At 39.9% G+C, this 25,923-nt stretch carries 21 protein-coding genes; 9 read left to right on the forward strand and 12 right to left on the reverse strand.

Annotation, left to right across the window (positions count from 1 at the left end):
- Positions 1-54: 54 nt before the first annotated feature.
- Positions 55-3,111 (forward strand): YhgE/Pip domain-containing protein, encoded by a 3,057-nt coding sequence (locus H7J92_RS04435; protein ID WP_221835574.1) that lies wholly within the window; start codon positions 55-57, stop codon positions 3,109-3,111.
- A gap of 415 nt (positions 3,112-3,526) precedes the next feature.
- Positions 3,527-5,092: an S-layer homology domain-containing protein gene (locus H7J92_RS04440; RefSeq protein WP_009766092.1), complete on the forward strand. Its 1,566-nt coding sequence runs from the start codon at positions 3,527-3,529 to the stop codon at positions 5,090-5,092.
- An 85-nt stretch (positions 5,093-5,177) separates the two neighbouring features.
- Here the strand turns inward: H7J92_RS04440 and H7J92_RS04445 are convergent, their stop codons facing one another.
- The 6 genes from H7J92_RS04445 to H7J92_RS04470 all read right to left on the reverse strand — a co-directional run bounded on the left by H7J92_RS04445 (position 5,178) and on the right by H7J92_RS04470 (position 10,881).
- Positions 5,178-6,182, reverse strand: coding sequence for an Rpn family recombination-promoting nuclease/putative transposase (locus H7J92_RS04445; protein ID WP_009766093.1), 1,005 nt, complete (start codon positions 6,180-6,182; stop codon positions 5,178-5,180).
- Positions 6,183-6,497: 315 nt separating this feature from the next.
- Positions 6,498-7,214 (reverse strand): ferredoxin reductase domain-containing protein, encoded by a 717-nt coding sequence (locus H7J92_RS04450; RefSeq protein WP_009766094.1) that lies wholly within the window; start codon positions 7,212-7,214, stop codon positions 6,498-6,500.
- A 176-nt stretch (positions 7,215-7,390) separates the two neighbouring features.
- Entirely contained in the window at positions 7,391-7,861 is a 471-nt protein-coding gene (locus H7J92_RS04455) for a peptide-methionine (S)-S-oxide reductase (protein WP_009766095.1), read from the reverse strand.
- 511 nt (positions 7,862-8,372) lie between these two features.
- Entirely contained in the window at positions 8,373-8,612 is a 240-nt protein-coding gene (locus H7J92_RS04460) for a hypothetical protein (protein WP_050804644.1), read from the reverse strand.
- Between the two features lie 427 nt (positions 8,613-9,039).
- The gene (locus H7J92_RS04465; protein ID WP_040758448.1) at positions 9,040-9,393 is read right to left on the reverse strand and encodes a hypothetical protein; all 354 of its coding nucleotides are present in this window, start codon (positions 9,391-9,393) and stop codon (positions 9,040-9,042) included.
- A gap of 591 nt (positions 9,394-9,984) precedes the next feature.
- Positions 9,985-10,881, reverse strand: a complete 897-nt coding sequence (locus H7J92_RS04470; RefSeq protein WP_009766099.1) for a tyrosine-type recombinase/integrase — start codon at positions 10,879-10,881, stop codon at positions 9,985-9,987.
- A 25-nt stretch (positions 10,882-10,906) separates the two neighbouring features.
- Here H7J92_RS04470 and H7J92_RS04475 point away from each other — a divergent pair, with 25 nt between their 5' ends.
- Positions 10,907-13,312 carry an autotransporter outer membrane beta-barrel domain-containing protein gene (locus tag H7J92_RS04475; protein WP_009766100.1) on the forward strand — a complete coding sequence of 802 codons (2,406 nt, stop codon included), beginning with the start codon at positions 10,907-10,909 and terminating at the stop codon, positions 13,310-13,312.
- 881 nt (positions 13,313-14,193) lie between these two features.
- Here H7J92_RS04475 and H7J92_RS04480 read toward each other — a convergent pair.
- A complete protein-coding gene (locus H7J92_RS04480; RefSeq protein ID WP_221835575.1) occupies positions 14,194-15,294 on the reverse strand; it encodes an integrase core domain-containing protein in 1,101 nt (366 codons plus the stop codon).
- 133 nt (positions 15,295-15,427) lie between these two features.
- On the opposite strand from H7J92_RS04480, the gene H7J92_RS04485 reads away from it, so the two are divergent.
- Complete coding sequence (locus tag H7J92_RS04485; RefSeq protein WP_221835576.1) at positions 15,428-15,772, forward strand: hypothetical protein; 345 nt, start codon at positions 15,428-15,430, stop codon at positions 15,770-15,772.
- 449 nt (positions 15,773-16,221) lie between these two features.
- On the opposite strand, the gene H7J92_RS04490 is transcribed toward H7J92_RS04485, so the two are convergent.
- From H7J92_RS04490 to H7J92_RS04505, 4 genes are all read right to left on the reverse strand, one after another.
- The gene (locus tag H7J92_RS04490) at positions 16,222-16,545 is read right to left on the reverse strand and encodes a hypothetical protein (RefSeq protein ID WP_221835577.1); all 324 of its coding nucleotides are present in this window, start codon (positions 16,543-16,545) and stop codon (positions 16,222-16,224) included.
- Between the two features lie 8 nt (positions 16,546-16,553).
- Positions 16,554-17,102 carry a hypothetical protein gene (locus H7J92_RS04495; protein ID WP_221835579.1) on the reverse strand — a complete coding sequence of 183 codons (549 nt, stop codon included), beginning with the start codon at positions 17,100-17,102 and terminating at the stop codon, positions 16,554-16,556.
- A gap of 522 nt (positions 17,103-17,624) precedes the next feature.
- On the reverse strand, positions 17,625-18,239 hold the full coding sequence (locus tag H7J92_RS04500; protein ID WP_221835581.1) for an ATPase: 615 nt from the start codon (positions 18,237-18,239) through the stop codon (positions 17,625-17,627).
- A complete protein-coding gene (locus H7J92_RS04505; protein ID WP_221835631.1) occupies positions 18,236-18,412 on the reverse strand; it encodes a hypothetical protein in 177 nt (58 codons plus the stop codon). The genes H7J92_RS04500 and H7J92_RS04505 overlap by 4 nt, the downstream gene beginning before the upstream one ends.
- 982 nt (positions 18,413-19,394) lie before the next feature.
- On the opposite strand from H7J92_RS04505, the gene H7J92_RS04510 reads away from it, so the two are divergent.
- Complete coding sequence (locus H7J92_RS04510) at positions 19,395-19,760, forward strand: recombinase family protein (protein ID WP_221835583.1); 366 nt, start codon at positions 19,395-19,397, stop codon at positions 19,758-19,760.
- Between the two features lie 185 nt (positions 19,761-19,945).
- Here the strand turns inward: H7J92_RS04510 and H7J92_RS04515 are convergent, their stop codons facing one another.
- Positions 19,946-20,773, reverse strand: coding sequence for a helix-turn-helix transcriptional regulator (locus H7J92_RS04515; protein WP_221835591.1), 828 nt, complete (start codon positions 20,771-20,773; stop codon positions 19,946-19,948).
- A 779-nt stretch (positions 20,774-21,552) separates the two neighbouring features.
- On the opposite strand from H7J92_RS04515, the gene H7J92_RS04520 reads away from it, so the two are divergent.
- The 4 genes from H7J92_RS04520 to H7J92_RS04535 are packed head-to-tail and all read left to right on the forward strand — an operon-like array spanning position 21,553 to position 25,696.
- On the forward strand, positions 21,553-22,443 hold the full coding sequence (locus H7J92_RS04520) for a tyrosine-type recombinase/integrase (protein WP_221835595.1): 891 nt from the start codon (positions 21,553-21,555) through the stop codon (positions 22,441-22,443).
- 5 nt (positions 22,444-22,448) lie between these two features.
- Positions 22,449-23,279 carry a site-specific tyrosine recombinase/integron integrase gene (gene xerA / locus H7J92_RS04525; RefSeq protein WP_221835597.1) on the forward strand — a complete coding sequence of 277 codons (831 nt, stop codon included), beginning with the start codon at positions 22,449-22,451 and terminating at the stop codon, positions 23,277-23,279.
- 12 nt (positions 23,280-23,291) lie between these two features.
- On the forward strand, positions 23,292-24,842 hold the full coding sequence (locus H7J92_RS04530; protein WP_221835598.1) for a tyrosine-type recombinase/integrase: 1,551 nt from the start codon (positions 23,292-23,294) through the stop codon (positions 24,840-24,842).
- Between the two features lie 14 nt (positions 24,843-24,856).
- Positions 24,857-25,696, forward strand: a complete 840-nt coding sequence (locus H7J92_RS04535) for a tyrosine-type recombinase/integrase (RefSeq protein WP_221835600.1) — start codon at positions 24,857-24,859, stop codon at positions 25,694-25,696.
- Positions 25,697-25,923: the final 227 nt, after the last annotated feature.

Consider the following 25,923-nt stretch of genomic DNA (forward strand, 5'->3'; position numbering starts at 1 on the left):
TTGGATTAATAGATTACGAGGGAGACGTAATCCTAAAGTGAGGTTTTGTGTTAGATGAAAAATATCCTTTTTATCGTTAGGCGTGATATTCGAAATATAAAGAGGAACAAGGCGGCGTTGGTTGTAATTGCGGCTCTCGCATTTTTGCCTTCCCTTTATGCTTGGATGAATATTCTTGCTTCCTGGGACCCTTATTCAAATACAAAAGGGGTTTCGGTCGCTGTAGCAAGTCTGGATGAAGGAGCCACTATAGAAGATAAAGATTTTAACGTCGGAGATGAGGTCATCGTTTCGTTGACGAAAAATGATGACTTAGGTTGGCAATTTGTTTCTGAAGAAGAAGCAATCAAAGGTGTGGAGCATGGCGATTACTATGCAGCAATTATTATTCCCAAAGACTTTTCTGAAAACCTGAGTAGTGTAACTACTGATAACCTGGTCCAGCCGAAGCTGGATTACTATATAAATGAAAAAATTAACGCGATTTCACCTAAAGTAGCAAGCAAGGGTGCTTCTGCCATCGTTGAAAACATTCAAAGTACCTTTGTTGAAGAAGCGAACAATGCGGTTTTAAAAGTGTTTAATAATGCAGGTATTAAACTAGAGAATAACCGAGCGAATATCGAAAGAATGCGCGATATAATCTACGACTTGGAAGAAAATATTCCAGAGATCTATTCCAAACTCAATACAGTAGATCGTGGTTTGAATTTTGCAGATACATCTATTGATAAAGTAGGGCTTGCATTGGATGAGGTAGATAGTGTCCACGCAAACGCCAAACGCTTAAATGAGCGGTTGGTGTCAAAACTGCAAGATAATGAAAAAGCAGTCGAGAGTACTCTTAACGCAATCACGACAAATTTAGAGAGTGCACAAAATGCATTTAGAAAAATACCTGATTTGACCAGTGATCTTTCTAAAAAAGGCGATGATCTAGACCGAATTGTAAATTCACTTCGTGACAAACAAGACAAATTGGATGATGTAAATACTCGTTTAGACGAAATCTATGATTATCTAAAAGAACAAGACAAAAAAATGAAAAACTCTACCAAAATAAAGGATCTTCAAGGCTCATTGAACGAAAGTGTCGACGATCTAACACAACTGAAAAAGAATGTGCAAACGCTTATCACAGACTTGAAAAAGGGTGAGAATCCCGCTGTCGATTTGATCCAACAGACTCAAAAACTTTCTGATAAACTAGCCGAGGATCTAGATCGTATGAGCGACAGCTATGAAAACGTTTTGTATCCACAGACTCAAAAACTGATTGAACAGTTGACTGAGCTTTCCGGTGAGTTGACCGGTCTATTGGATCGTGCAAGTAAAGTGAACCAAAACGCATTGAAATCTGTACAACATTTGATTGACCAAAGAGAATCATTGGATTTGAGTGGATTCCAAGATGAATTGGATCGTATCTCCTCCAGTCTTGAGAGTAATTTGGAGAAAATGGATACGGTCATCTCTTTACTAAAAGTCGCAGGAAATTTGACCGGCAGTGAAAAAATCGCAAACCTGGAAAATAAGTTCCTTGCGCTACAGTCTCAACTTCAAAAAACACAGCAAATTGTAAATGCCATTCAGGCAGGTATTGACAAGGGAGAGACGCCTAGCCTCCATTTATTGAATCAGCTGAAAGAACAGTTAGAATCAACGCAGAAACGAATAGATGATGCGACAAAACAATTTGATTCAAATAGTCAAAACGCCTTAGCCCAAGCAGTGAAGCAACTGAAAAAACTTGATAAAGAAATGCAAGAGAGATTCGAAAGTCTTCAAGAGTCGAAAACAGCTATCGATAAAAAACTGGAATCATCGCTGGAAACCGCTAAAAATCCAGAACGAACGATCGACACGCTGGAACGAATGGCTCGTCGCATTGATGGCGGTATTACTTCTATCCAATCAATCGACAGCGGTTTGAAGAATCTACAAGATTTTATCGATTCTGACAAAGTATCAAATGAAATCGAACATATCAAAACGGTCCAAGGGAATTTAACTGAAACCAAATCATCGGTTGATGGTTTGATCGGTCGCATCCATGAGACGAAAGCCAATGGAAAAAAACATTTAGCAGAAATTGACCGTATGTCGGAAAGAATGAATCGTTCCATCGGAGATGTTATTGAGTTCGTAAATAGTGATCTTTCAAGAAAATATAAGTCCACTATGAGAGATGCAACAAATGCGCTATACGATGTTTCTGATGTGCTGGATGAAGTGAACGACCGTATTCCTAGAGTTCGTAATGCGCTCGTAAAAGCGGAAAAAGGAGTTCAGACTGGAAAGAAAAGTCTTGCCTTGGCGAATGAACACTTCCCTGAAGCTCGTGATACTGTCGAAACGCTAGCGGAAAAAATTCGGAAACTTGAAGAAGACGGGGAACTTGATAAGCTGCTCGAGATCCTTCATACCGATCCGACGGGTGTAAGTAAATTCTTTGCAGATCCGATTGTATTGGATGAACATCAATTATATCCGATACCCAACTATGGTTCTGCAATGAGCCCATTTTATACTACACTCTCTTTATGGGTCGGTGCTTTGCTCATGGTTTCCACATTGAAGGTAGATATCGAGGAAAAAGTAAGATTCAAAAGCTACCAAACCTATTTGGGTCGATTAATTACCTTCGGGGGAATCGGGGCAATCCAGTCTACGATCGTTACATTAGGTAATTTGTTCATCATGCATACCTATGTCGTGAACAAACTTCCATTCGTGTTGTTCGGGATTCTCATCAGTATTGTATTCGTCTCGATCGTCTACACACTCGTATCGGTGTTTGGTAACACCGGAAAAGTGGTTGCGATCATTTTAATGGTCATGCAACTTGGAGCATCGGGAGGCACGTTCCCGATTCAAATGGCACCGCCGTTCTTCCAAAACATTCACTCCTTTATGCCATTTACGCATGCTATCACATTATTAAGAGAAGCGATTGGCGGCATCATTTGGGAGGTAGTATGGAAGCAAATCATCTATTTATTGATCTACTTTGTAATTGCTTTAATCGTGGGGATCGGATTGAAGAAGTTTTTCAATAAATCTAGTGATAAATTTATGGAAAAGGCAAAGAAGAGTAAGATTGTTATCTAATCGTTTACGTCTTTACCTCGGCTTTTCCGAGTTCCAGATTGAAAATAAAAAATCGTTAAAGTAGAGCCGTACCGGGAGACAAATCCTGCTGTACGGCTTTTTCTTATTCAGGTGCCAGGCTCTCACACAATTATTCATATTGTCTCAATAAGAATCCTTCTTATAATAATTTGATTTTGGCGGAAATAGAATCTTCTTTCATGCAGTTTAAAGACTTGAAAAGCCTAAAGAATCAAAGTTAAAAGCCTTATAAAAAAAACTGTGAATAATTTGGTCATTGACAAAGTGGTTTCATACTATTATGATAATCTCGTAAATGAAAATGAGAATCATTATCACTATAAGGTAAATTTTTTTTGTGATTTATTGAGAATGTTTTTCATTTACATAAAATATTTAAGGAGGAATCAGGTTCATGGGTTATCCATTGTTTTTATCCAAAGTCTTTATATTGATAGTCGGCTTCATGTTTGTTGTGCTTATATATTCCATACAGCCATTATCCATCTCTGCTGCCACAACTGTCAATCAGAAGCAAACTTACTGGTATAGTGACGCATTACAAGGTTTAGTCGCCAATAGCGTTGATGTTCTTTCCAATAAAGAAGGGTTTTATCCAAGTAAAATCATTTCACGTGGTGAATTTGCTCAATTGATCTATGAATCTCAGGATTCTAAACCGATTGAGGAAGAGAAGAAATTCTTTATAGATGTACAAAAAGAGGACCCCTACTATGCTGCTGTCATCACATTAGCAGGGCAAGGTGCGTTTAGTGGCTATAGTGATGGCACATTCCGTCCCGCCAATCCTTTAACACGTGCCCAAATGGCCTTTATGGTTTCAAAAGCTTACGATCTCAAGGAAAGCGATCATGATTCTCTTCCTTTTTCCGACATCGACCAAAATCATTGGGCTTTTTCACAAATCAACAAGTTGTACCATGCCGGTATTATCAAGGGCAATGAGAAAAATCAATATGCACCCAATCAACATTTAACATGGGCACATGCTGTTGGTATTGTCTATAAAGCCCTTCAATATGAGGATGAACCTTCTGTTACAGATACTCCTTCTGAAGAAATCACGATAACAGATGTTATTGCACTAAGTAGTGACGGACGCTATTTGGAAGTAACATTTAGCCATGCTCTCAATAACATTGATACCTCCCAATTTCAAATTCATGATGCGGCTTCAAGAGATCTACGCGGTATTCAAGAAGTACAATTAACAGGAGATGGAAAGCGGGCCATCCTGACGATGTTCGATAGAGCCGGTTTAGATACTTTAAGAGACTATACCATTCAATTCCAAGCAAAAGGGGTCACAAATTCTTTCTCCTATTACCGAAATGAGTATATTCCAGTAAACCAGCTGAAAATTACAGCGGTTGATGTAACCAAACGTAAAATTACTGTGACGGATGACAATAAATCCAACATGACACTGACTGTACCGCAAAAGCTGGAAATGGACTTTGTAGCAGCCTATAACCGGGAAGTGAAAATCTGGCACAATCGTAACGGTGAGCTTACTTCTTATGAGTTTGAAAATGAAGAAAAAGATGTGAAAAAGAAAAGTAAATTTATTGGCCAATATGAATTAGACGACTTTCTTTTAACAGAGTCTGTGAATAACTCCATCATTAAAGGCATGAATAGAGAAATCGACTTAAAAGATTTTGACGTCTTTGTCAAATCACATAAAATGATCGGGCATGAAGATATTCAACAAGGGGATCTCTTACTGTTCAATAACGACCAGGGGGTCATGGAAGTATGCACGAATATTGTCACTGGAAAAATAGAAGCCATCTATGATAGCGGCATTAAGGTAGCTGGAAAAGTTTACGACTATGACGGCTATTACATAGATTCAGGAAAATTCAAATCGTTTAATGTAAATGCAGCTGAAGATATAAGGAAGAATGTGACTCTTTTCCTTTCGAAAGATAATGACATTATTTTAGTAACATACTAGAATTGGGTTCAGGTACCAGGTCCCCACACAACTTCAGATCAATTCAGAAGTTCGTTTGAATTGTATGGGAATCTGGCACTCGAATTTATTGGATATATCTTCTAGCATCGTCTATTTCCTGAAACTTGAAGCCGTTTACTAATAAAAGTTTTAAAGTGGCTGTATCTGAGTTTACAATATCATCTTTAATATCCTGTGGTACTTTCCCAAATTTTTCAATCAACATTTGTATAGCCGCTTCAGACAGGGCAACGGCTGCACCTTTTTCCATACCTGCCTGCATGCCTGCTTTCATGCCTTCATCTCTCCACTTATCAGCTAACGTCATAGCAATTTCACTCCCTTCAAGATATGTCGTTTCAAGCTGTTCGATAATTTTTTTCGCATCTTTTTCTGTTAGGTCCGTTACAGCACTAAAGATATAGCGCATCATCGTTTCAAAGTACTCCAATCCTGATTGTCTATCTTCCAATTCATTTAGATAATGAATTGAACGGAAAACAGATTGTAACAGTCCGTCTCGATCTTTTGTAAATATATCTCGGAAAAGCGTCAACAAAATTCTCGTTTGTGCTTCTCCTTTAATATCTTCGTCACCATAGGTAGTTAAGTCATAGATTAAGTACTCAAAGTTTGGTACATAGATTCTCAACTCATCCGGAAGTAATTCGTATCCATTTAGCACAGCACCTAAATTGGTTAGTATACGCCAATTCGATCTACCATGATGAATCACAAGCGGAATAATAATTGGTAGTTCCTTCGCGTTCTCCTTCTTTGCTTTAGCTTCCCAAATCTCAATCATATATTTCAACAGTTGAAATGCTATGCCTTTATCCTCGTAGCTTTTATGTTCGAATAAAAAATAAAGATACCCTTCTCGTTCATTAATATCTACTTTAAACAGTAAATCGGAATAGCTATCTTCTAACTCTTTGTTGATATAACTGTCTTTTTGTGGTTCTAATGTATTTACATCGATAATTCCCATAATATTTTCCGGCAAATAGTTGGTAAGGAAATCCTTCGCTGTTGATACATTACCCATTGTTTCCTTAAAATATTTGTCATGCGGGTTCTGTACTTTCATAAACAGATTCCCCTCCTTTACAACCTATTTTCATGCCAATCATCCTTACTATATAGTATACAATCTAATCTTTACTTTGACCAATGCTACAGTGATTGTACAGAAGCTTCCCTACTAAACGAGGTACAAGGTCCCCACACAGCTTTAAATCAATGCAGAAGTTCGTTTGAATTGTATGGGGATCTGGCACTCATCACTAAAAGCCTAATCCCTCCGTATCTTGAACGAGGAATTAGGCTCATAATCGTAAACTTAAATAAACGCGTCGACAATGGAACGTCTATTTAATATTTACCAAGAAATATATTGACCCGCTTAAACCGGCAAATCAAATGATAAAAACTCAGGCAGTGCCTGTTCACGTTTGTCGAGCATAATCTGTTCCGGCTTGACGCCCTGCTCACCCAGTACTTTAATGTTCTGTACAAGGAATTCATCACTGCCGACAACATAGAAAAGTCCGTTCTTGTCTGCAGCAAGTTTCTTCACTTCTTCATAATAATCTTTACGGTTATCGATGAACTGTGATGTGAACTTCTTGTCAGGAGCGGATTCAAAAATAGTAGTGAATAAGAAATCTTTTGATGAGTCGATGTTCAGGGAATGTACTTGATTGACGTTGTCAGCACGTTCGAAATAATCCAGTACAAGCGGTCTGAAAGTTGCCAGACCGACACCTGCTGACAGCAGATAAACGTTTTTGTCTTCTCTTTTAAGAGGTACATTCGAATGAGTTTTAAATATTGCAACTTCATTGCCGACCTCAAGATTTCTTAAAATCGATTTAAACTCAGAGCACTGCTCTCTGATGCGTGTTGTAATACCGATTGAATTTTCGTGCGGTAAAGTAGAGATTGACATGTGACGAATCAGGCTGCGGTTCGGTTTATCTCCGGCATTAAAACCTTCCAGAGCGAAGTGAGTATGGGAACCTTCTTCCCATGTAAAGTCTTTCGGACAGTCGAGCAGATACGTTTTAACCTCAGGCGTTTCTTCAATAATCTTATTTATTTTAGTCCAGTATATTTGCATTATCTATTCTCCCTACTCAATTATATTTGTCTGTACTAATCTAGTATACAACAATTGATAACGGTTCTCAATTAAACGGACCTTATATAATAGGGATTCCACTTCTTAGTCTAGGATGGCTCGCGATTTGGTAGTGTAAATGACAAACCAACCTTTTCATCTTTTAATATTTCCCCTTATTTATACCTACTTATTATTTCTTCTGGAATATGACAATAATCGTTCGGATATCTTGCTAACCTATCCTGATGTTCTTCTGCACTTCTCACATAGTTTGTTAAGGGTAATACTTCAACAACTATAAGGTCGTAATCATTTCTCTCACTAAGAAACGCCCTCGCCTCTTTTAAGTGTTCAGGATTTTCACTATATACGCCTGTTCTGTATTTCTCGCCTACATCCTGTCCTTGTTTATTCAAACTGTATGGATCAATGATTTCAAATAAATACCCCATTAATTCCCTGATCGTCACCACTGTCGGATCAAAACCTGTTTTCACACATTCGGCGTACCCATCATAATCACCCGCAAGCGTATGACTTGTTCCATTAGCTCTTCCCGCTTCAGTAAACGCAACCCCAGGTAAAGTTTTTATAAAGGCTTGTACTCCCCATAAACATCCACCTGCAAAATATACGACTTCCATATTGACTCACCTCTCGTTTAAAAAAACTAATAAATCCAATCCAAATAAATAGGAGGAAAAATATAGCCATTAAGTCTGCTACATATTAAAACCATGACAAATTTTCTTATTCCACGTTATGGACCATTTGAATAAGATTAAGCTTACTGCAATTTTGTATAGCAAGTATAACACTTAACCTTCTGAAGAGTTTGTTCTTTCATTTGATCGTTCAGCAAAAAAAGAAAAACCATCCGGAGAAATTCGACTGAATCTCTTTGGATGGACTTTTGAAGGGGATAATTGTGTGGGGACATGGTACCCCGCTTTGACAGAACTGATTCCGCTGCCCACTATCAACATTCCCTTGAGCCGTGCATATTTTCCGCGTTACAATGGGTGTAGATAGTAAAAGAGAGAAGAACAGGAACTCTCTGTAGCCTCTATCGGCAGGGCGGTGGTTCTCAAAACTTAATGTTTTTTTCGAGAACTACCCTTTTGCTTCCTACGGCGCGGGGCGGCTTTCTTTTGTCTAAAAAGGTTCTCTGAATGAGGTGTGCACTAATTTATCATCAATTACTCTCAATACAGGACTTTCAAATGCTTTACATATGTACTCGTAATCATCTTTTAATTCATCTAATGATTCGGCAGGCATTATTTCACCCCACATATGAGGTTTATCGTTTTCATCATAATGAACTTCGCATATTTCAAAGTAAGATTTGTTCTGTTTATTTTTAAATTCCACAACTCTGTAATTCCAGTACATAAAAATCACCTTCCTTTGCTACGGCATTTGTGTCAAAGGCAATATAAAAACGCACATTCTCTTGGGATTCTAGTTCAGGTGTAATGTCGATATCTAGCATAACAGAAAGTTGGCTATTTTTTAGAAGCAAGATATTCTACTTCCCATGCATTCAGAGTTGTATCTGAATTGTGTGGGTACCTGGTACCTGCGCTTTAATTTTAGCGTTGCACAATCAGCCACCAGCGTAAAGCAGAAACCAAGCAAGGTTCCCTATACTGGGAATTCCATAGAATGAAGTGGCTTTATATAATGTTGACAAAACATATGTCGTTCAGCTAAAAAAGAAAAACCATCCGGAGAAATTCGACTGAATCTCTTCGGATGGCTTTTTGAAGGGGAGAACTTATTCTTTTAGGTGCATACGTATTATTTCAGTATTGGTTGCTTACTCAATAGTAGTCACTTCAAAGCCTCCACTTGCTATTTCATTTAGATCCACATTATTTTTTCTTTCAAAATCGACTTGCTTTTCTGCTGTTGATATCAAAAGAGTACTTGGCAGTAACATGGCACTAATTGGAAATACTTGGCCTCCTGTAGAAATAAACCATTTCTCCTTGAAGATTTTCTTTTTTTGAGCTGATGACATTGCTTTAAATTCTGTCTTTGAATAATATATTTCCTTTTCAACAGAATAAATGCCTGTCGGAGCATTTTCTGCACTTACCGCTAAAGAAGTTGCAGGTAACATGATTATGAGTAAAACCAATGCTGACAGTATTTGTAGTACCTTTCTCACTACTTCTACACATCCTTTTACTATTTACTTATTACCTCTAATATACAGGAAGAATCTATTAACCTCAATGTTATTTATAGTTTACACAAGTTTTTGGTTAGATTTTTTGAAACTATAGTAATAGAGTATAAAGAAACTAGATAAGAAGAAAATAACAGACCCCATCATTTCAAAGAATAAGCAACAATCACACCGATTGCACGCTTATGTATTTTATCTGTTCATTGGACAACCTAGTTCGCTATCAAAAAAGAAAGTCCAACTTAGGGATTTAACTAAAAGTCCCCTTGGATGGACTTTTAAAAGCGACAACGCTAAAGCGGTTATCTGCTACTTTGATGGTGCTTTGGCACATTCTGTCTGTTTTGCGAATGTTTAATACGTGGAAAAAGGAAGTCGTTTTTCTTTTTGACAATTTACTTTTCACCTTTTTAAGTATTGGTTAAAACTATACCGCTTGTATACCTCTCCATTCAGATTATGCTCTTGAAAAGAGCCTTAGAGAACTATTTCCTTTTTCCATTACCCATTCTTCAAAGTAGTGTACGAATTGCATGGAGACCTAGTACCCACTCGCGTAGTATCTGTTCTTCACAACAAATCTAACGAATCCCTCAAATGTTCCACGGCTAAATGCTGATAACGCATCGTGGAGCGCAAGTCAGCATGCCCTAGTATAGTAGCGATCTTTGTTTGCGGCACATTTTGAATAGTCAAGTGAGTGGCTGTGCAATGACGTAGTGTATGAGGTGTAATCGTTTCACTTAGATCAGCAAGTCTAGCGGCATATCGCAGTTTATTTCGAATATCGGAAGCGCTCAATGGTTGCGAAGGGATTCGGTTCGATGGGAAGACATAATTGCTTGTTGTGGAAAGATGTTCTGTAAAGTAGCTTTCAAAAAGATCTTTTAGATGCGGATGCAAAGGTAGGTAATGATCCTTCCCTCCTTTTACTTCCGAAAGGTAAATTAACTTTTCCTTTAAATGCACATGTTGTTTCTCCAGCATGCGAATTGGCGTCAATCGAGATCCTGTATAGTACAATGCGTTGAATAAAAGGCTGTAACATGGTGGTAGCTGCTTTGCCGACTGCAATAGCCGCTGTACTTCTGCCGCTGATAAAATATCCTTCAGTGGTACATACACTTTAGGAGTGCGTATCCTTGCAGCCTCGTCCACAGGATAATCCAGTTCATATACTAAAAATTTGTAGAATGACTTTAGGGTAGACAGCCTTCTACCAATCGTACTCGCTTTATTCCCTCGCACTCGACCAGCATCCATAAAATCCAACAACACCCTCTTATTAATCAAATCAACGGAAAAATCTTCTTTTGATATAACAGTTCTCATAAAACATCTAAAATTCTCCAGGTCCTTTCTATATCCGTCAATCGTCTCTTTGGAATACTCCTGTCGCCTCAATTGTTCTAAAAACAACTTATTGCATTTATCGAAGTCATAGCCCTGTAAACTCATTACCATCATCCTTTCTTTTTTAAAAGTATAGACGATGTGGTGGGGTGTTGGGGTAAGTGCGATTAACGATACTACAATCGCTAGTAACAAATCAACTGAATTAGAGTTTCTTGTAAATGGTACTGATAAAGTTACTGCTACAGAATTCGCTGAAAAGTATGAAGGCTACTCTGTGACATTCCTTTACAATAAATCAGGAGCTGCTTACGGTGCAAATGGTACTGTAAATGTGGCAACAGCGGGCACGTTTAAGTATGCTGTACAAGTTACTGATCCAGAAGGAAACAAAATCCCAGAAGCGCCACTTGCTAAAGATTTCGCTGAAGTGAAAGTAGTAGATGCTACGGATGCTGTTAAAGTATCTGAGGTAGCACTTTACGATCAAAATGGCGATAAGTGGGAAAACAACTCTGTGCTAGAGTCTGACAACATCACTATTGATGCTTCAGTATTCGAAAATGCTTTAGGGCAGAAAAACACTGATAAAGATGCAGCAGGAAACCCGATTGCTATCACTTCACCAACTGTAAAGACTGCGGTATCCAGTGATCCGACTGTTGCGTATTATGAAAACGGTACAATCAAAGTTCTAAAAGACGGTACTGTAACATTTACAGTATCATTTGTTGATTTAGAAGACACAGCTATTGTTACAGTAAATGCAAAAAAAGAACAAAAAGCAACAAGTATTGACGCGAAAGCTCAAACAGTTAAAGCTGCTGAAGCTCAAAACCTAGTATTTAAAGTTCTTGATCAAGACGGAGAAGTATTGCGTGATGCTTCTAAACAGGTTTTCTATACAGTTACTAAAAAAGGTGAAAATGAAGCAACAAGTGCTGTAGCTACAACAGCTACAAATGGTGAAGTTACTCTATCTCAGACATTAGCTGAAGGTGAATATACAGTAAATGTTTATGATAAAGCAACTAAAGATAAGAAGTTTGGTACATTTACAGTTAAAGCTGTTGATATCCAAGATTCAGAGATTGACAAATATACGCTTTCATTTGCTAATGAAGAAGAGACTAAACTTGATCTTAATACACTATTGGATCCTGCCAAAAACTCATTAAACATTGAAGCTAAAGCATTTATCGATTCTATCGAAGTTCCTTTATCAGGTGACTTGGTAGCGAAATCTTCTAACGAAGATGTTGCTACAGTAGATGCGGATGCACTTAATGCTGGTGAGTTTACAGTAACTGCTGGTACTGAAACGGGTACAGCAACAATTACTCTTTATACTAAAGAGGAAGCATTATTAACTCCAGTTGCAACTCTTGATGTGACAGTTGAAAATACATCACCTCAAGTTTCAACACTTACTTTGAAAAAAGATACTAAAGTTGATGCTAAAGCAGCTGACGAAAAACAAGCAGTGGTTGACGCAGTAAAAGAAGATTTAGTAAAAGAACAAATTGAATCAGTAACAAAAGTTGCTGCGAATGGTGTAGTAATCGTTAAAATTGCTAATGAATTCGGTGGTCAAGAATTTGTTTTAGATGCTAAGTTTGATGATGTAACTCTTGATACTGCTGTAATTACTGTTCTTCCAATTAAGAATGTAGATGCAGTTGATGCAAGTGTAGTAACAGTAGGAGAATCAACATTCACATTTGGTACTGAATACACAAATGCTGATACACTTGTAACAGCAATCAATGGAGCAGGGCTTGGTGTAACAGCAGAAAATGTCGAAGGCACAGTAACAGTTAAAGCTGATGCTACAGGCGTTGCTGGTAACTCTATTGTATTAAATGAAGGTACTTTAGCTGGTGGTGCTGATTTAGTGCCAGCAGTTGATGCAAGTGAAGTAACAGTAGCTAATGAAACATTTACTTTCGATTCAGCGGCTACAGAATTAGATGCAAATAAATATTCAGGTGCAGATGATCTAGTTGCAAAGATTATTGCTAAGAATTTAGGTGTAACTGCATCAAACTTAGAAGGTACAGTAACAGTTACAGCTGATGAAGTAGGTGCTAGCGGCAATGCTATCGTATTGAATGAAGGCACTTTATCTGGTGGCGATGATAGTAATAAGGCATCAGGTACATTAGATATTACAGAATTCTCAACGGCAGCAGAAGAAGAGGTTGCAGCTAAAGCAGCAACAGGTGCATTTAATATTGGAGACTTCTCAACAGAAGAAGTAACTGCAGTTACTCCAGTAGACGGAGAACTTGTACTTACTTTCTCTGATGCTGTAACTGTTGAAGCAGGTGCAGAATTAACTCTAACTGTTGATGCTACTGCTGTAACAGCAACTGTTGCATCTGTATCTGAAGGTAAAACTGAAGTTAATTTAACAATTGATTCTGAGAATGCTGACGTCGTAACAGACACAGCAACTATTGAAAACGTTACTGGCTTAACAGCTGCTAACGGATCAGCAGTAGTTGTGAAAGACGTTGTAATCTCACAACAACTTGCTCAATAAAACTAAACGAAACGTTACTTCATAAACTATTTTAATCTATTAATATAGTGAAAGAAGTGGACAAGACACCTTATGTGATCGCATACGAATTAAATTTTGTATTGTAAATTACATAGGGTGTTTTTTCTAACTGTTACTTCTAATTAGTGGGTGTAATTCCTACTCCTAACAACGGCCTTTTGTTATGTGCCTAATCCTCCTGCATCCAGTGAGAGTCTAACAACTCGAAGGGATGAAGTCAGGTGAAGTCGTACTCATAGAATGAGGCGGGGCTTCTTAAAAGGTGACTATGGTCAGGCAGACGAATCCATGTAGGCAGGGTGAGGTAGTGAATGCTAAGACATAAGCTAGCAGGTTAGCATTCATCCTTATGTATGAGATAACATAATGGCGATTGGAACAATTCAGGCTGTTAAACCATTCGTTCTCATTCCTGGATAGTGGAGGCCTACGGTCATCAAAACAAGGGATAGAAGTAATGGAACGTTTGAAGTCTTGCTAGAAGAGGTGTGTTAGCACCAATGAAGCTAGTAGGATGGCAGCGGGTTCGTAGTAGTGTAGATCGCTAGCCGTTTGTACTTGCATGGTAACAGGCAAGGAGGAGAAAACTAGCAGAAGCGAAGGAACCCAGTCAGTGGTAGTTTCTAATATGACTTATTTCCCCAAAATGAGTTAAGAGATAAACGGTTGTCGCCTTCAAAAAGTCCATCCGGACAGAAATCGTTATGATTTCTCGGGATGGCTTTTTCTATTCAGCTAGATTTTAGGACTTTCACTATGCAATTTAAGAGAAAAAGAGGTCGGAAATTGGGGGAATAAATAGTTAGGTATGCCAAATAAGCCTTTTCACAAGGCTTTTTAAAAATATTCAACTGAACTGGTTAAGCTGCTTTCTTGTATGTATGGAAGAGACCATTTAACACCGGAGTTGCTTCCAATACGGTATCTTTTGCCGAAGTCGGAAGGTAAGACGGTGATGGGATTGGTGTCTTGCCGTTGATCCCTTGATGCGTCCGGTGCGTGTTGTAATAGCTCTTGATGTATTCCGTAAGAAGACCGCGTAGATGTCGCTCGTTCAGTGGGATTACATGGTCTACCAACTCTCTTTTAATTGTACCGATTACCCTTTCGGCGTATGCGTTTTGCCACGGTGATCGATAAGCAGTTTTCTTTGGCGTAATGTCTGATGACTGTAAGAAGGCTTGAAATGCACTGGAACAGAAAATCGGGTCATTATCATGAATCAAGTATTTTGGGACTTTGCCATAAGGCGTTGCATTTCGGAATTGCTGGATGGTCCACTCCGCCGTCGGATTGGCCGTGACACCAAAATGAACAATTTTCCGAGTTTCATGATGAATGATCACCAAGACATGAAGTACGTTAAAAGTCAGTGTCGGAATCGTAAAGAAATCAGTTGCCCACATTTCTTCCTGGTGGTTTTGCAAGAACGTCTTCCAAGACTGAATCTGTTTTTCGGAAGGCGGCTTCCGTGTGCTTGGCAGATACTTGGCAATCGTGTTTGGAGCCGGCGGCTGATCAACGCCAAGTATCCGGATTTTTTCATGAATTTTCTCTGGTGATAATAATGGATTTTCCTTATGTACACGCTTAATCAGCTGGATGGTCTTGCTAGAAATCTTCGGTCTTCCTAGTTTTTTTGATTTTTTCTTCCAATAGAATTTGAAAGCTGTCCGATGCCACCGAATAACTGTGTCGGGTTTTACCATCGCCAATGAGTCCTTCCAGTTTTCCAAGTGTTTAGACAGGAGCACCCACAGTTGACGAAAGGCTGGTGTCGGACGTGGTGTAGGGATTTTTTCTTTTTCAAAGCGGCAGACATAAGATGCGAGTTGGCTCCTCAATGCGATAATTTCTAAATTGGCTGCATGCCGGGTCAGAAATTCATTTTTCAAATAGGAAACCAAATAACCTAGCCACTCTTTACCATAATCGTACAGTGATCGTAGAAATGACAACATACATAATCTCCCCCGAATCGTAAGATAGATTTAGCATCTATTGTAGCGAAACAAGTGGTGAGGTTCCAGCGGAGCTATAACAATCTAGATCTCTATGCTAATCTTAAAGTAGTACATAGAAGGAGCAGTTGAAATGTCAAAACTCATTTTGACTTTCGTCATCTTAACCCCTGCCGTTATATTTTTCACAGGACATCAGCTCCTGTTTTGGCTGGCCATAATTAACACAATATCTTATCTAATCATTGGGTTAACCATCCCTAACCTAATCTCCCGTTCTTCCATGATAAAATTCAAGTCTAAAATGGAGCAGATGGAACAGGGTGGAGCAACCGATCAAGAGATTGAAGAGGCATTTGATGGAGAAATAGTAATTGCTGATGAAGACCGTATGGCGGTGCCTCAATGGATGTACTATCTATCTCTGTTCCATATTTTTTCGGCGGTATTCCTGCTAGTTGTCGGATGGGTCTTTTAATAAAAATGCATTGTTCAAAGGCAAATCATCGAGAAGGAGGATACGCCACGTTATTTAAGTTGCCAGTTTTCGTTTCGCAACGAACGCCAATAAAGCAACGTCCAACGATAACAACCCTCTCTATTGCAATGATTACTTCTCCTGAAAAAAAGACAAAATTAATTTATGAATGGGATTACATGTACTGGCTCCACCAAGAGGGATGAAGACAAAAGTGTGGTAAGGTATTTTTTCCATATAATTTGGTAGCTGTGGTGGTATAAATCGTAATAGACATGGGTATCATTCTTTTAACAACATATGTAATCTGTATGAAAAGTCAATTTAAAATGACAACTTATATAGAAGAGAAAGGGAAATGCTTATATGGCATCTGCCCTTGTCTTCCCAAGGTCTTTAGATAGGTATCCCTTACCCCATATTAATGAATGAATCTGAATTTACATCTACTAAATTCTATATCTTGCACTATCTATGGCAATAATCTCTTCTCTCATGTTTGCTCTAGAATTAAATTGGTAACTAATTAGCCGAGTGAGTTGGTCATCCTCAGTAAACATCTCATCAATCCACATTTCCTGTCTTGTAAGGATGTTGTACTGTTCGACAACGGAGGTGTCTGGAGAAAACCATATGAGGTGAACCACGTCTTCCTCCAGACTGGAAAATTCAGTAGCATCGTCTGCTATATAACCAACGTGGTGGTGACCAATCCAATCGTGAATCGTAGCAACGTGATGGTAGTCATCTGGTTGCAAGACTAACTTCATCATCCGATCACTTACTCAATATAGAAATAGACGGCACAGTCCAGATTTACACAGCCTTCAATAGAAACAGGCTCTACCAATTTAAAACCATTTGTTTGATATGTTTCCTGCCAATAAGATGAGATGTCAAGTAATTTTGTTTTTAAATCAAAAGGCTCATATTGTTTTAATGAATTCAACCAAATCCTTCTGCAAACATATAATAACTGGTTGCTGAGATTGTCCATGCTTTCATCGTTGAAAATTAACATTGCAGCCACTGAATCATATGTTTTATTTGGAAGATCCGAACCGTACATCCTAAAATAGGAATGTTCAGCGTTGTAGGATTTTTCATCTCTAAATTTTAAATGTTCTTCTTTGCTAATGCTATAGTATTCGAAAGCATTATCCACATAGCTCTGTAATCTTTCTTTCCCCACATCTTCCAATACGTCCCCAAATTTTTCTGTAAGCAAGCTGAATAGAAAAGTCTGTAAGTGAGTAGATTCCCTTTGATGAAATGAAGTTGGGCTTTTTGACCATCTTGGAAAGCTGGTATTCTTTGTAATAGGTTTCATGTAATTCCTCCTCATATAAATAGTCTATTATATTTATAATGATTACCTAAAAAGGAGGAATTTAATCAATGCTGATTTAAGGATTTCATCCGTACAGCAATCAATTACTATCCCTAAAGAAAAAGGGAAAAGAATTGAAGTATGCTATTTACTCATGACTGTGCCCACCACTTGTAGGCATACTTAGAAAGGCGGAAGGATGACCTTCCGTACCTGATTCTTAATCGTCGTGAAAACGGATCACTTCCACTAAAATCTATCAACCGATGGTTTGAGGGGCTCACAAAAAGATCTTGGGTTCCATGTCAGCCCACATACACTCCGCCACTCGTATGCAGCTCATCTGGTGAAGAACGCCGCTCACCAGCCTACAAGTGTTGACCGGACATGGCCAACCGCGACAAACACATATGCGAGGCGGCACGTTCAGGAACTAGGGAGGACCAATATGATTGACTGAATATAACTAGCATACGCACAGAAAACGTGGCATCCATAAAAGAAAAAGGATCCTACAAGCGTTTAACCGCCTGCAGAATCCTTTTTCTCCTTCAATTGGTCAATTTCTTTTAATACTCGACCTATCCATCCTGGCAAGTTACTTTCAGGTAGATGAATTTTATATTCCATTTTAAGAATGCTGGCTGCAATGGTAGCCTGCATATAGGTATTGTCAATCAAATGTATTTCATCTGCTATCATAATTACGTTCATTAAATTACTCATTGAACGGTTTTCTCTTCGGCGTACATCTTCCTCGGGAATATTGTGTCCACCTTGCTCTACACGCTGGCGGATTCGATTAAGGTTAATCGCAATCTTTTCAACACCCAAATAATAAACAACGATTCTAAATCCGTTTTCTTTTGCTGAACTCATTTGTTTAAGTGGCAACCGACCGGATAATGTAGTTTCCATTGAAAAGTCTTGTTTGTCTCGAATTAATTCCTCTATTAATCGAATGGCCTCCCTGCCTGCTCGGATTTCCTTGTTGGACGTATACTTCTTAGCCAGAGAGTCTGGGTCAATATTGGTTGGAATACCCTGCTTTTCAGCAATCAAGTTTCGAAAGGTGCTTTTTCCGCTTCCATTGTTCCCAGCGAAAACATACATAACCGCTTGATCTATAGAATTCATTTTTCTTCAGTCGCTTCTTCAATGATTTCAATTTTGCCATCAGCATGCTCTTTTACCACTTGTCCGATGTTGTTCATGTATACGATATAGGAGTCGAAAAGACTTGCATCAAGACGGGCACGTGCTCCTGTGAGGCTTGCCCATTTATTTAATAAATCCACATCCATTTCCATCAACAACCCCTCCTCCTCGATGATTATGCAATCTCAACATTGCTTATATATAAGTATACACCACGGTCCATTTCCGTTCATTAATTTACTGTGCGAGTTAAACTGGAAATCCTAGCAGTTGTCAAGGTGCTACTGAAAAAACATCAGGAAATCAATACTCTTAGCTGTAAAGTGATGGACTAGCATTCCAGCCAAATAAAGTACTAAATCCCACTTTATTTTTTTATCGCGACTTTCCTTATCACCATCCCCAATACATGCTGTTCTAGTTCTGGCTTAGGGTCTCCCCAATGTCCTCCACGACTTTGATTAATGGAATTTTTGCGATATTTCTACTTGTTGTCGGTTTGGTCTTTTAACATGAATTGTTTGAGAGTAATTCATTGAGCGGCAGTTATGAATTAAATTGCCGACTTCCATTTCGCCAAGGTGTTTTCCGCCGGGAAATAAGCCAATATTAAAACACTTAGCGATGATAACCCTCTTTCATATTTCAATCGTTCGTCTCTCCAATAAAAAGTGGAGAGACGATCTAATCCTCTCTCGCAAATGCCTCGCTTTATGTCAGAAGCTCGCCTCCCTTCCTCCTTTAATTTAAAGAGCAACTCGCTTTCATAGACAAGAGCAATTGTCCTTTACTTCTCACCATTATCGCTCTAGGCACACATCTTCATTTCTTCTCCCATCCGCTTATTCCTTTTAAGAAAATACCTCGTTCTTGGATACCGAGCGTATAGAGAGGAAAGGAAGGCGTCGTTTTCCTTCATTAAACTTCCTCTTTTTTCGATTCCTCCCTCTCTTGAACTGCATCATCCTCTCTCCCTAAAAAAGATAAAGTCAGTTTATAAAAAGCGATGACGTTATCCGATTTGGGCCACCCTTATGGAACATACCGCCGGATAAATCCTGTATATAATTCCCTGCCAACGATACAGAATGGACGTATGGAAAGACACGATGTCATTTGAGGAGTGAGACCAGAATGGGATACAATCAAAGAACCGGCATTGGTTACGGAAGGGGTTCACTTTACGTCCACGGAATGAGTGGTATACAGAGTATTCAATATCAACATCAGGCCATCAGCGAATTTGCAGGAGAGCGTGGCATTTCCATTATTCAACGCTATCAAGATGACGGAGGTTCTGGCCGGGAAGACTGTCGCCGTGTATTGCAGCGGATGTTGGTGGATGTTCAGGCGAATGACCGACCGGTGGATTATCTGTTTTTCTATTCAGTTCGAGGGTTGGCAGGTGAGCTGGAGGGCAATTTGAGTATCGTCACGGAGATTTCGGACTATATAAATATCGTATATTCGGTTTCTGAACAATTTACGTTTCATGCGTAAAAAATTGAAATGTTTAAGTTCCGTTGTATAAACAGTGAGAAACCAGGCAATAGTGTGAATGAAGGTGTTGTCTGTAGGTGTGGTAAATAAAATTTACCTATTGAAGAGACGGTGGCCACGACAAAAAAGATACCTCACACTAGAGGTATCTTGGTTCACATTATTTTGTGATTTGAGTGTGTTTATCACGAAGCATCTTTTTTGCCGTAATCTTGAAGCAACCAGTCTAACTGACTGTCATAGGTTTCCACATTCGATAGATCGACCTGCAGCTTCTTCAGTAATTCAAACTTCTCGAACGGTGACATGATTGGTGAAAACCAATAGAAGTGCGTGGTAGGATGCTCTTGCCGATCGGTAGGTATGATGTCTTTCGTCTCGTAACTCACGTGGTAATGATCCATCCATTGTTCAAACAGTTCACTCTGCGTTTGGTGTTCGGTCTGTAAAGTCAGCCTCATCATTTGAGTGGTATACTGGATCTCTAAATAAATGGGATTATCAAGAGAAAGTGTACCCGCCAAGACATCTGTTTGTTCATGATCCGAATGGATGGATGGCTCCGCAGCCAACCACTTACTACGATAATCCAGAACTCTTTGAGCTACCGTATCAACTTTAAATAAACGGAGCGTGTTGGCCAACCATTCATTGCCCTGTTGTAGCAGTTCAGTGACCAACTTCTCGCAGGTTTCATCTTCAACTGACTCCAAGAAATCCATCATCTGTTGTATATGAGGCTTGTGTTGTACAGTCGCCGGGAGTACGGCAGGAAGAGCAGGCTTCGTCTGTATACTATCAGCTTCGACGCCGTCACGCAGTGCTAGTAACTCTTCCAATAGAATACCAAAGTATTTCGCATATTTTTTGCAGGTTGCATTGGAAGCATTTCGTTCATTTTTTTCCAGAAAGCCTATAAAACCAATCGAAATGCCGATCTCCTTACTCAACTGTGGTCTAGATAGGTTTTTGCTTTCCCGAAGCTCTCTGAGTTTATTTCCAAATTTGTTCATGTGATACCCTCCATTTGATTTTTTGTTGTTGTTTCTGGCTGTAGTCTTGCCACAAAAATTGAAATCTATTCTCGGACAATGCAAAAAAGTAGAAAGATTGAAAGAGTAGGTGTGTGGTGTGTATACCTATTAGGTGATTGTTGTGGGGACATTATAAAGACCAACTGGCCCTTCTACAATGTCTGTCGCCATACATAGCGACCGGTGGGTTAATTGATCAAACTATACGGAAATGATGTAGACTTTGTGATTTGGAAAAGAACTTTTTTCAAATGTATAATTAACAGAAATTGTGGAGAGAGTGTTAGTACAAAGCGGTGTTGTCTACATTCTACAGAACGGAAAAATCTTTCCTGCGGGTGATCATCGATTACAAAGACAATGAACCAAGAGTTTTGAACAAGCAAGAACGAAAGAAAGTAAATGGGCAAAATACTGAAAATACTACTGCCACGTGATAGCGGTAGTTGCCAAATAATAAAGAAGTTTCATGAAAAAACATCATACATATTCACAACCTTAATTTCCCTTTAGGAGTTAGGGTTCTTTGTGTTGAAGAAAAAATGTTTAAAACGGTAATGTGTTGGTTAACATGGGGTGCAATACCAGTTGTTGGCATCTGAAAGAGAAAGGAGTAGGTAAAGTGCGGAAAATCTATTACTAGATACAAATGTTTTGGCTACCATTCAGATTGTAGATCAAAGATTGGAAGATGAATAACTGGTAGAGCAAGGGAAACGGTTTGTAACAGTTTATGGATAAAGGAAGGAGGTGTTTGTATGGAAGCCAAGAAATATTGGGTAAGCGAACATGGCGGGATTGAAAAGAAATCATTAGTTATCCTCAACGAATATCTTCTCAGTATAAAAATTGAAAACAAGGCGGAAGCCACCATCACGAAGTATCGCAAAATGCTGGAACGATTTCTATGTGAGTGCAAGATTCCCGTGGAGGAAATGACAGCGGACATTGTTCATCAGTGGCTCCTGAACTTCTCCGAAGGCAAAAGCCCAAGGACGGTTGACTTGATGCTATCTATCTTATCGACCTTCTTTACGTTCTGTCTGGATGAGGAATACATGGAAGTTGTCGTCATCAAGAATAGATGGAGACCTGTCATTCCCGAGTCACTCCCGCGGTTTCTGAGTGAACAGCAATACGCACAAGCCAAGCTGGCGACAGAAGAACTCGATTTACGGGATCGAGCGTTGGTCCTCTTTTTATTTTCATCAGGTTGTCGCCGTTCGGAAGCATCCTATTTAACAATGGAAGATTTGGATATGAAAAAGCGTACAGCTAAAGTTATAGGAAAAGGAAGAAAAATTCGATACGTTCATTTTTCGGAGGAGTGTGCCTTTGCACTGGATAATTATCTCCAAAGTCGCAAGGACAATGAGTGTGAATATGTCTTCCTGAATAAATTCGGCGACAGGTTAAGTGATCAACGGATCTACAAAATCACCACTAGGCTTGGTAAAAAGATCGGTCTGCTTCATCCACTGAATCCGCACAGTTGCCGTCATACATTTGCTACCCAAATGTTAGCCAAGGGGGCGGAGCTCGAATTTATCGCAGATGAACTGGGACATGCGGATTTGAACACGACCCGTGTCTATGCCCGGATTCCGAGCGAGGACATGATGCTGGCCTATCAAAATAAAATGGGGTGAGAAGGATGAATGAAAAAATAAAAGAATCATTTCTTGAAGAATACTATATGAGGTTTAGTTCTGAAACCTCTCGTAGTTATCGCCTGAGTCTCCGTCAATTCTTCACATTTGTCGGCAAGCCCTATGATGAAATTAAGTCCCAGGATATCCGGGCATGGCTCGCCGCATTAGAGGAGAATGGTTTGAAAAGAAAATCCGTTAATCTGAAGTTGTCCGCTGTTCGAACATTCTACCGGTATTGCAAGGAAGAGAATTTAATCCACAAGGATCCGACCGCTGTGGTGAAGGCTCCCAAACCGGAAGATTCCCTACCCTACTACTTGACTAAAATGCAAGTCACTCTCCTGCAGGAACTGACGCTGCCCAATCCCATGGAACGGGCAATTGTTGAGGTGCTGTACACAACGGGAGTACGGGTCAGTGAGCTACTGAACATCAAATTGTCCGATATCAAATGGGAGACCCGGCAGATTTGGATTCGAGAGGGAAAGGGAAATAAAGAACGATTTGTTCTGTTCACCCATGAATGTGCAGTCCGCATCCAAAAGTATTTGGATGATCGTGTCATCCAGAGTGAGTATCTTTTTTGCAATGCCAAGGGGGAAGCCTATGGCAGAGATACGATCCAGAAGTATTTCAGGGGCTACACGAAGGAACTGGGTTTCCGGGTTAGCCCTCATACGATGCGTCACACCTTCGCGGCACACCTCGCAGAGAAGAATATGCCGCAAAGCTATATTCAGGATTTACTCGGGCATGTAAACATCAACAGCACCCGAATATACACACGTCTCATGAATCAAGCCCGGAAGAAAAAATATGACCAATATCAGTAGGAGGTATGGATATTGAAGGAGTTTTGGCAACTGACAAATCCTTTGCCGAATGAAGAGAATGACAAGGTGATCAATGAATACTTATTGCTGCTCAAAAACGAACAGCGGACGAAGCGAAAAATCCTGAAGATCCGGAATACATTCCAGGAGTTTTTCCACGTACACAATGTCTCTTTGTCAGCCATTACGATGGAGGATGTGGAGGAGTGGATCACAGAAAAGAAAAAAGCCTGCACTCGACGCACAATCTTACAATATCTATCCTTTTTCCGAACATTCTTCAGGTATTGCCTGGCGGAAGGTCTGATAGAAAAGCAGCCAATCCACTACATGTATGAAAAAATAAACGGGGACGATGACTGGAAACTTAAGACTACATTGCCGAATGCAGAAAATGAACAGATGATCAATGATTATCTGTTCAAGCTGCATACGGAACAATGGACCAAGCTAACCATTAAACGCTACCGAACCATCCTACAATCTTTTTTCAAAGAAACGACCAAGCCATTTTCTGCGATTAGCTTTGCAGATGTGGAGCGGTGGATGGCCAAAAATAAGATAGATCGTCATACAACTTCCCATTTATCGACCTTCCGCTCCTTTTTCAACTATTGTGTAGATAAAGGGAAGATGGAAATACAACCAATTCCGTATAAATGGAAAGAAGGAAACAGCGGTTCTTATTGGAAACTCAAGACGCAACTCCCCAATAAAGAGAGTCATAGGGAAATCAATGACTTTCTGATGAGTTTGAAAGTATCCAATTACAGCAAGCATACGATATTGGCCTACCGTAATTTTCTACAGAAGTTTTCCAAAGACAGAAGTGAAATCAGTTCCTCGCTGACATCCAGTCAAATCCAGCAATGGTTCATTCAACACGAAAAAGGCTTTCAAGAAGCGACAATCAAAAATCATCTGATTATTCTTTCTTCCTTCTACAATTTCTGTGTGGAAGAAGAAATTATCGACCGATCCCCCATCAAAACTAGGATGTTTCCCCGGCCACGAAAGGCCATTCCGAAATATCTGGCGAAGGAAGAAGTGGCAAAAGTTCGCGAAAAAACCGATCATCTATGGCTCCGGAATCGATGCATTTTCGAATTTCTCTATTCCTCTGGATGCCGGATTGATGAGGTCTACCGATTGAATCGGGTAGATGTCGATTTGGAAAATCGAATCGCCATGGTCTTGGGAAAAGGGAAGAAATATCGGCAGGTTCACTTTTCCGAAAAATGTGCCAACCTGTTGGAAATATACGTGGAAGGAAGATTGGATGCGAACCCCGCCCTCTTTGTAACAAGCAATCAAAAAGCCAATCGACTGTCAAAGGATATGATGAGGCTCGTCTTGAAGCAACTAGGAGAAGACGCCGGGATAACCGGTTCTCTTCACCCCCATCGTCTGCGGCATACTTATGCAACCGAGATGTTGGCAAAAGGGGCCGATCTTCTATTCATTGCCGATGAATTGGGCCATACGGATGTTCAAACCACACAAATCTACGCCAATTTACCGAAACAAGAGTTAATTTCTTTGTATCGGAAGTATATGGGATAAGGAGACAGGAAAAGATGAATGAAAAACAAATTATAGAGCAATTTAAAGTGGATTATCAGTACAGGCTGAGTGATGGCGTCTTACAAAAATATCAAACCGTCGTGACACGATTCCTTTTGTATACCGGCAAGAAACTAGGTGACATCAAAAGTAAAGACATCCGGGATTGGATGGGGAATTGGCTGGACCAAGGGTACAAACCCGGAACCGTTTACAACAACTTGAGTGGGCTGAAGACGTTCTTTACCTACTGTGTAGAAGAAGGCTTGCTGGATAAGAGCCCGGCCCAAGACGTCCGTTTTCCAAAAATGGAAGAAAAACTGCCCCGTTATCTAACGAAGGAGCAACTTGCCCGGCTCAGAACGTTGACGGAAGGCAAGGTTTTGGACCGGGCCATCGTCGAAGTTCTGTATACGACAGGGATTCGGGTGGTCGAAATGGTCAACATGAAACGGGAAGATATCAACTGGGACGAGCGATTCATTACCATCCCGGAAGCCAAAGGGAAAACAGAACGGATCGTCATGTTTACGCGGGAGTGTGCGGAATATTTGCAACTGCATCTGAAAACTACTTGTCACGACTCGCCCTATGTATTCGTCAGTCCGCTAAACTCTCCGAAACCATACGCCACGGATAGCATCAGGCATCGGTTTGAAGGGTACAGTAAACAACTGGGATTCAAGATCACCCCTCATCTGTTGCGGCATACCTTTGCGGCACACTTGGCACAAAAGAACATGCCGGTCGAACACATCCAGCAATTGCTCGGCCACAGTTCCCTTGACACGACACGTATCTACGCGAGATTGTATGACCAGGCCCGAAAAGAGCAATACGACATGTGGAGATGAGCAGGTGCCAAACGAATTCGAAACAAACAAAACGAACCTCCGGTCGGAGGTTCGTTTGCTCATCTGCTGACAGAAACCATCAGTTGGCCGAAAAGCGGCTATTTGTGACGGGGGTTGCTACTCCTTTGGAGAAATAACTGAGGTCGAGCCCTGCTACCACCCGTGCCTCGATCACCTGTGTATGAGACGAATGGTAGGAAGTGATCGATTCCGCGTTATCTAGGTTA

Origin of the sequence: Sporosarcina aquimarina (assembly GCF_019748715.1) — a bacterium.
In the GTDB taxonomy this organism is placed as follows: domain Bacteria; phylum Bacillota; class Bacilli; order Bacillales_A; family Planococcaceae; genus Sporosarcina; species Sporosarcina newyorkensis.

What these genes read in the sequence shown, in the direction of transcription:
- H7J92_RS04440 (WP_009766092.1), top strand. Translation starts at nt 3,527, where the DNA reads ATGGGTTATCCATTGTTTTTATCCAAAGTCTTTATATTGATAGTCGGC.
- H7J92_RS04510 (WP_221835583.1), top strand. Translation starts at nt 19,395, where the DNA reads ATGGGATACAATCAAAGAACCGGCATTGGTTACGGAAGGGGTTCACTT.
- H7J92_RS04490 (WP_221835577.1), bottom strand. Translation starts at nt 16,545, where the DNA reads ATGATGAAGTTAGTCTTGCAACCAGATGACTACCATCACGTTGCTACG.
- H7J92_RS04445 (WP_009766093.1), bottom strand. Translation starts at nt 6,182, where the DNA reads ATGAAAGTACAGAACCCGCATGACAAATATTTTAAGGAAACAATGGGT.
- xerA (WP_221835597.1), top strand. Translation starts at nt 22,449, where the DNA reads ATGAATGAAAAAATAAAAGAATCATTTCTTGAAGAATACTATATGAGG.
- H7J92_RS04505 (WP_221835631.1), bottom strand. Translation starts at nt 18,412, where the DNA reads ATGGAAATGGATGTGGATTTATTAAATAAATGGGCAAGCCTCACAGGA.
- H7J92_RS04435 (WP_221835574.1), top strand. Translation starts at nt 55, where the DNA reads ATGAAAAATATCCTTTTTATCGTTAGGCGTGATATTCGAAATATAAAG.
- H7J92_RS04500 (WP_221835581.1), bottom strand. Translation starts at nt 18,239, where the DNA reads ATGAATTCTATAGATCAAGCGGTTATGTATGTTTTCGCTGGGAACAAT.
- H7J92_RS04515 (WP_221835591.1), bottom strand. Translation starts at nt 20,773, where the DNA reads ATGAACAAATTTGGAAATAAACTCAGAGAGCTTCGGGAAAGCAAAAAC.
- H7J92_RS04460 (WP_050804644.1), bottom strand. Translation starts at nt 8,612, where the DNA reads ATGTACTGGAATTACAGAGTTGTGGAATTTAAAAATAAACAGAACAAA.
- H7J92_RS04535 (WP_221835600.1), top strand. Translation starts at nt 24,857, where the DNA reads ATGAATGAAAAACAAATTATAGAGCAATTTAAAGTGGATTATCAGTAC.
- H7J92_RS04470 (WP_009766099.1), bottom strand. Translation starts at nt 10,881, where the DNA reads ATGATGGTAATGAGTTTACAGGGCTATGACTTCGATAAATGCAATAAG.
- H7J92_RS04480 (WP_221835575.1), bottom strand. Translation starts at nt 15,294, where the DNA reads ATGTTGTCATTTCTACGATCACTGTACGATTATGGTAAAGAGTGGCTA.
- H7J92_RS04485 (WP_221835576.1), top strand. Translation starts at nt 15,428, where the DNA reads ATGTCAAAACTCATTTTGACTTTCGTCATCTTAACCCCTGCCGTTATA.
- H7J92_RS04520 (WP_221835595.1), top strand. Translation starts at nt 21,553, where the DNA reads ATGGAAGCCAAGAAATATTGGGTAAGCGAACATGGCGGGATTGAAAAG.
- H7J92_RS04450 (WP_009766094.1), bottom strand. Translation starts at nt 7,214, where the DNA reads ATGCAAATATACTGGACTAAAATAAATAAGATTATTGAAGAAACGCCT.
- H7J92_RS04475 (WP_009766100.1), top strand. Translation starts at nt 10,907, where the DNA reads ATGTGGTGGGGTGTTGGGGTAAGTGCGATTAACGATACTACAATCGCT.
- H7J92_RS04455 (WP_009766095.1), bottom strand. Translation starts at nt 7,861, where the DNA reads ATGGAAGTCGTATATTTTGCAGGTGGATGTTTATGGGGAGTACAAGCC.
- H7J92_RS04495 (WP_221835579.1), bottom strand. Translation starts at nt 17,102, where the DNA reads ATGAAACCTATTACAAAGAATACCAGCTTTCCAAGATGGTCAAAAAGC.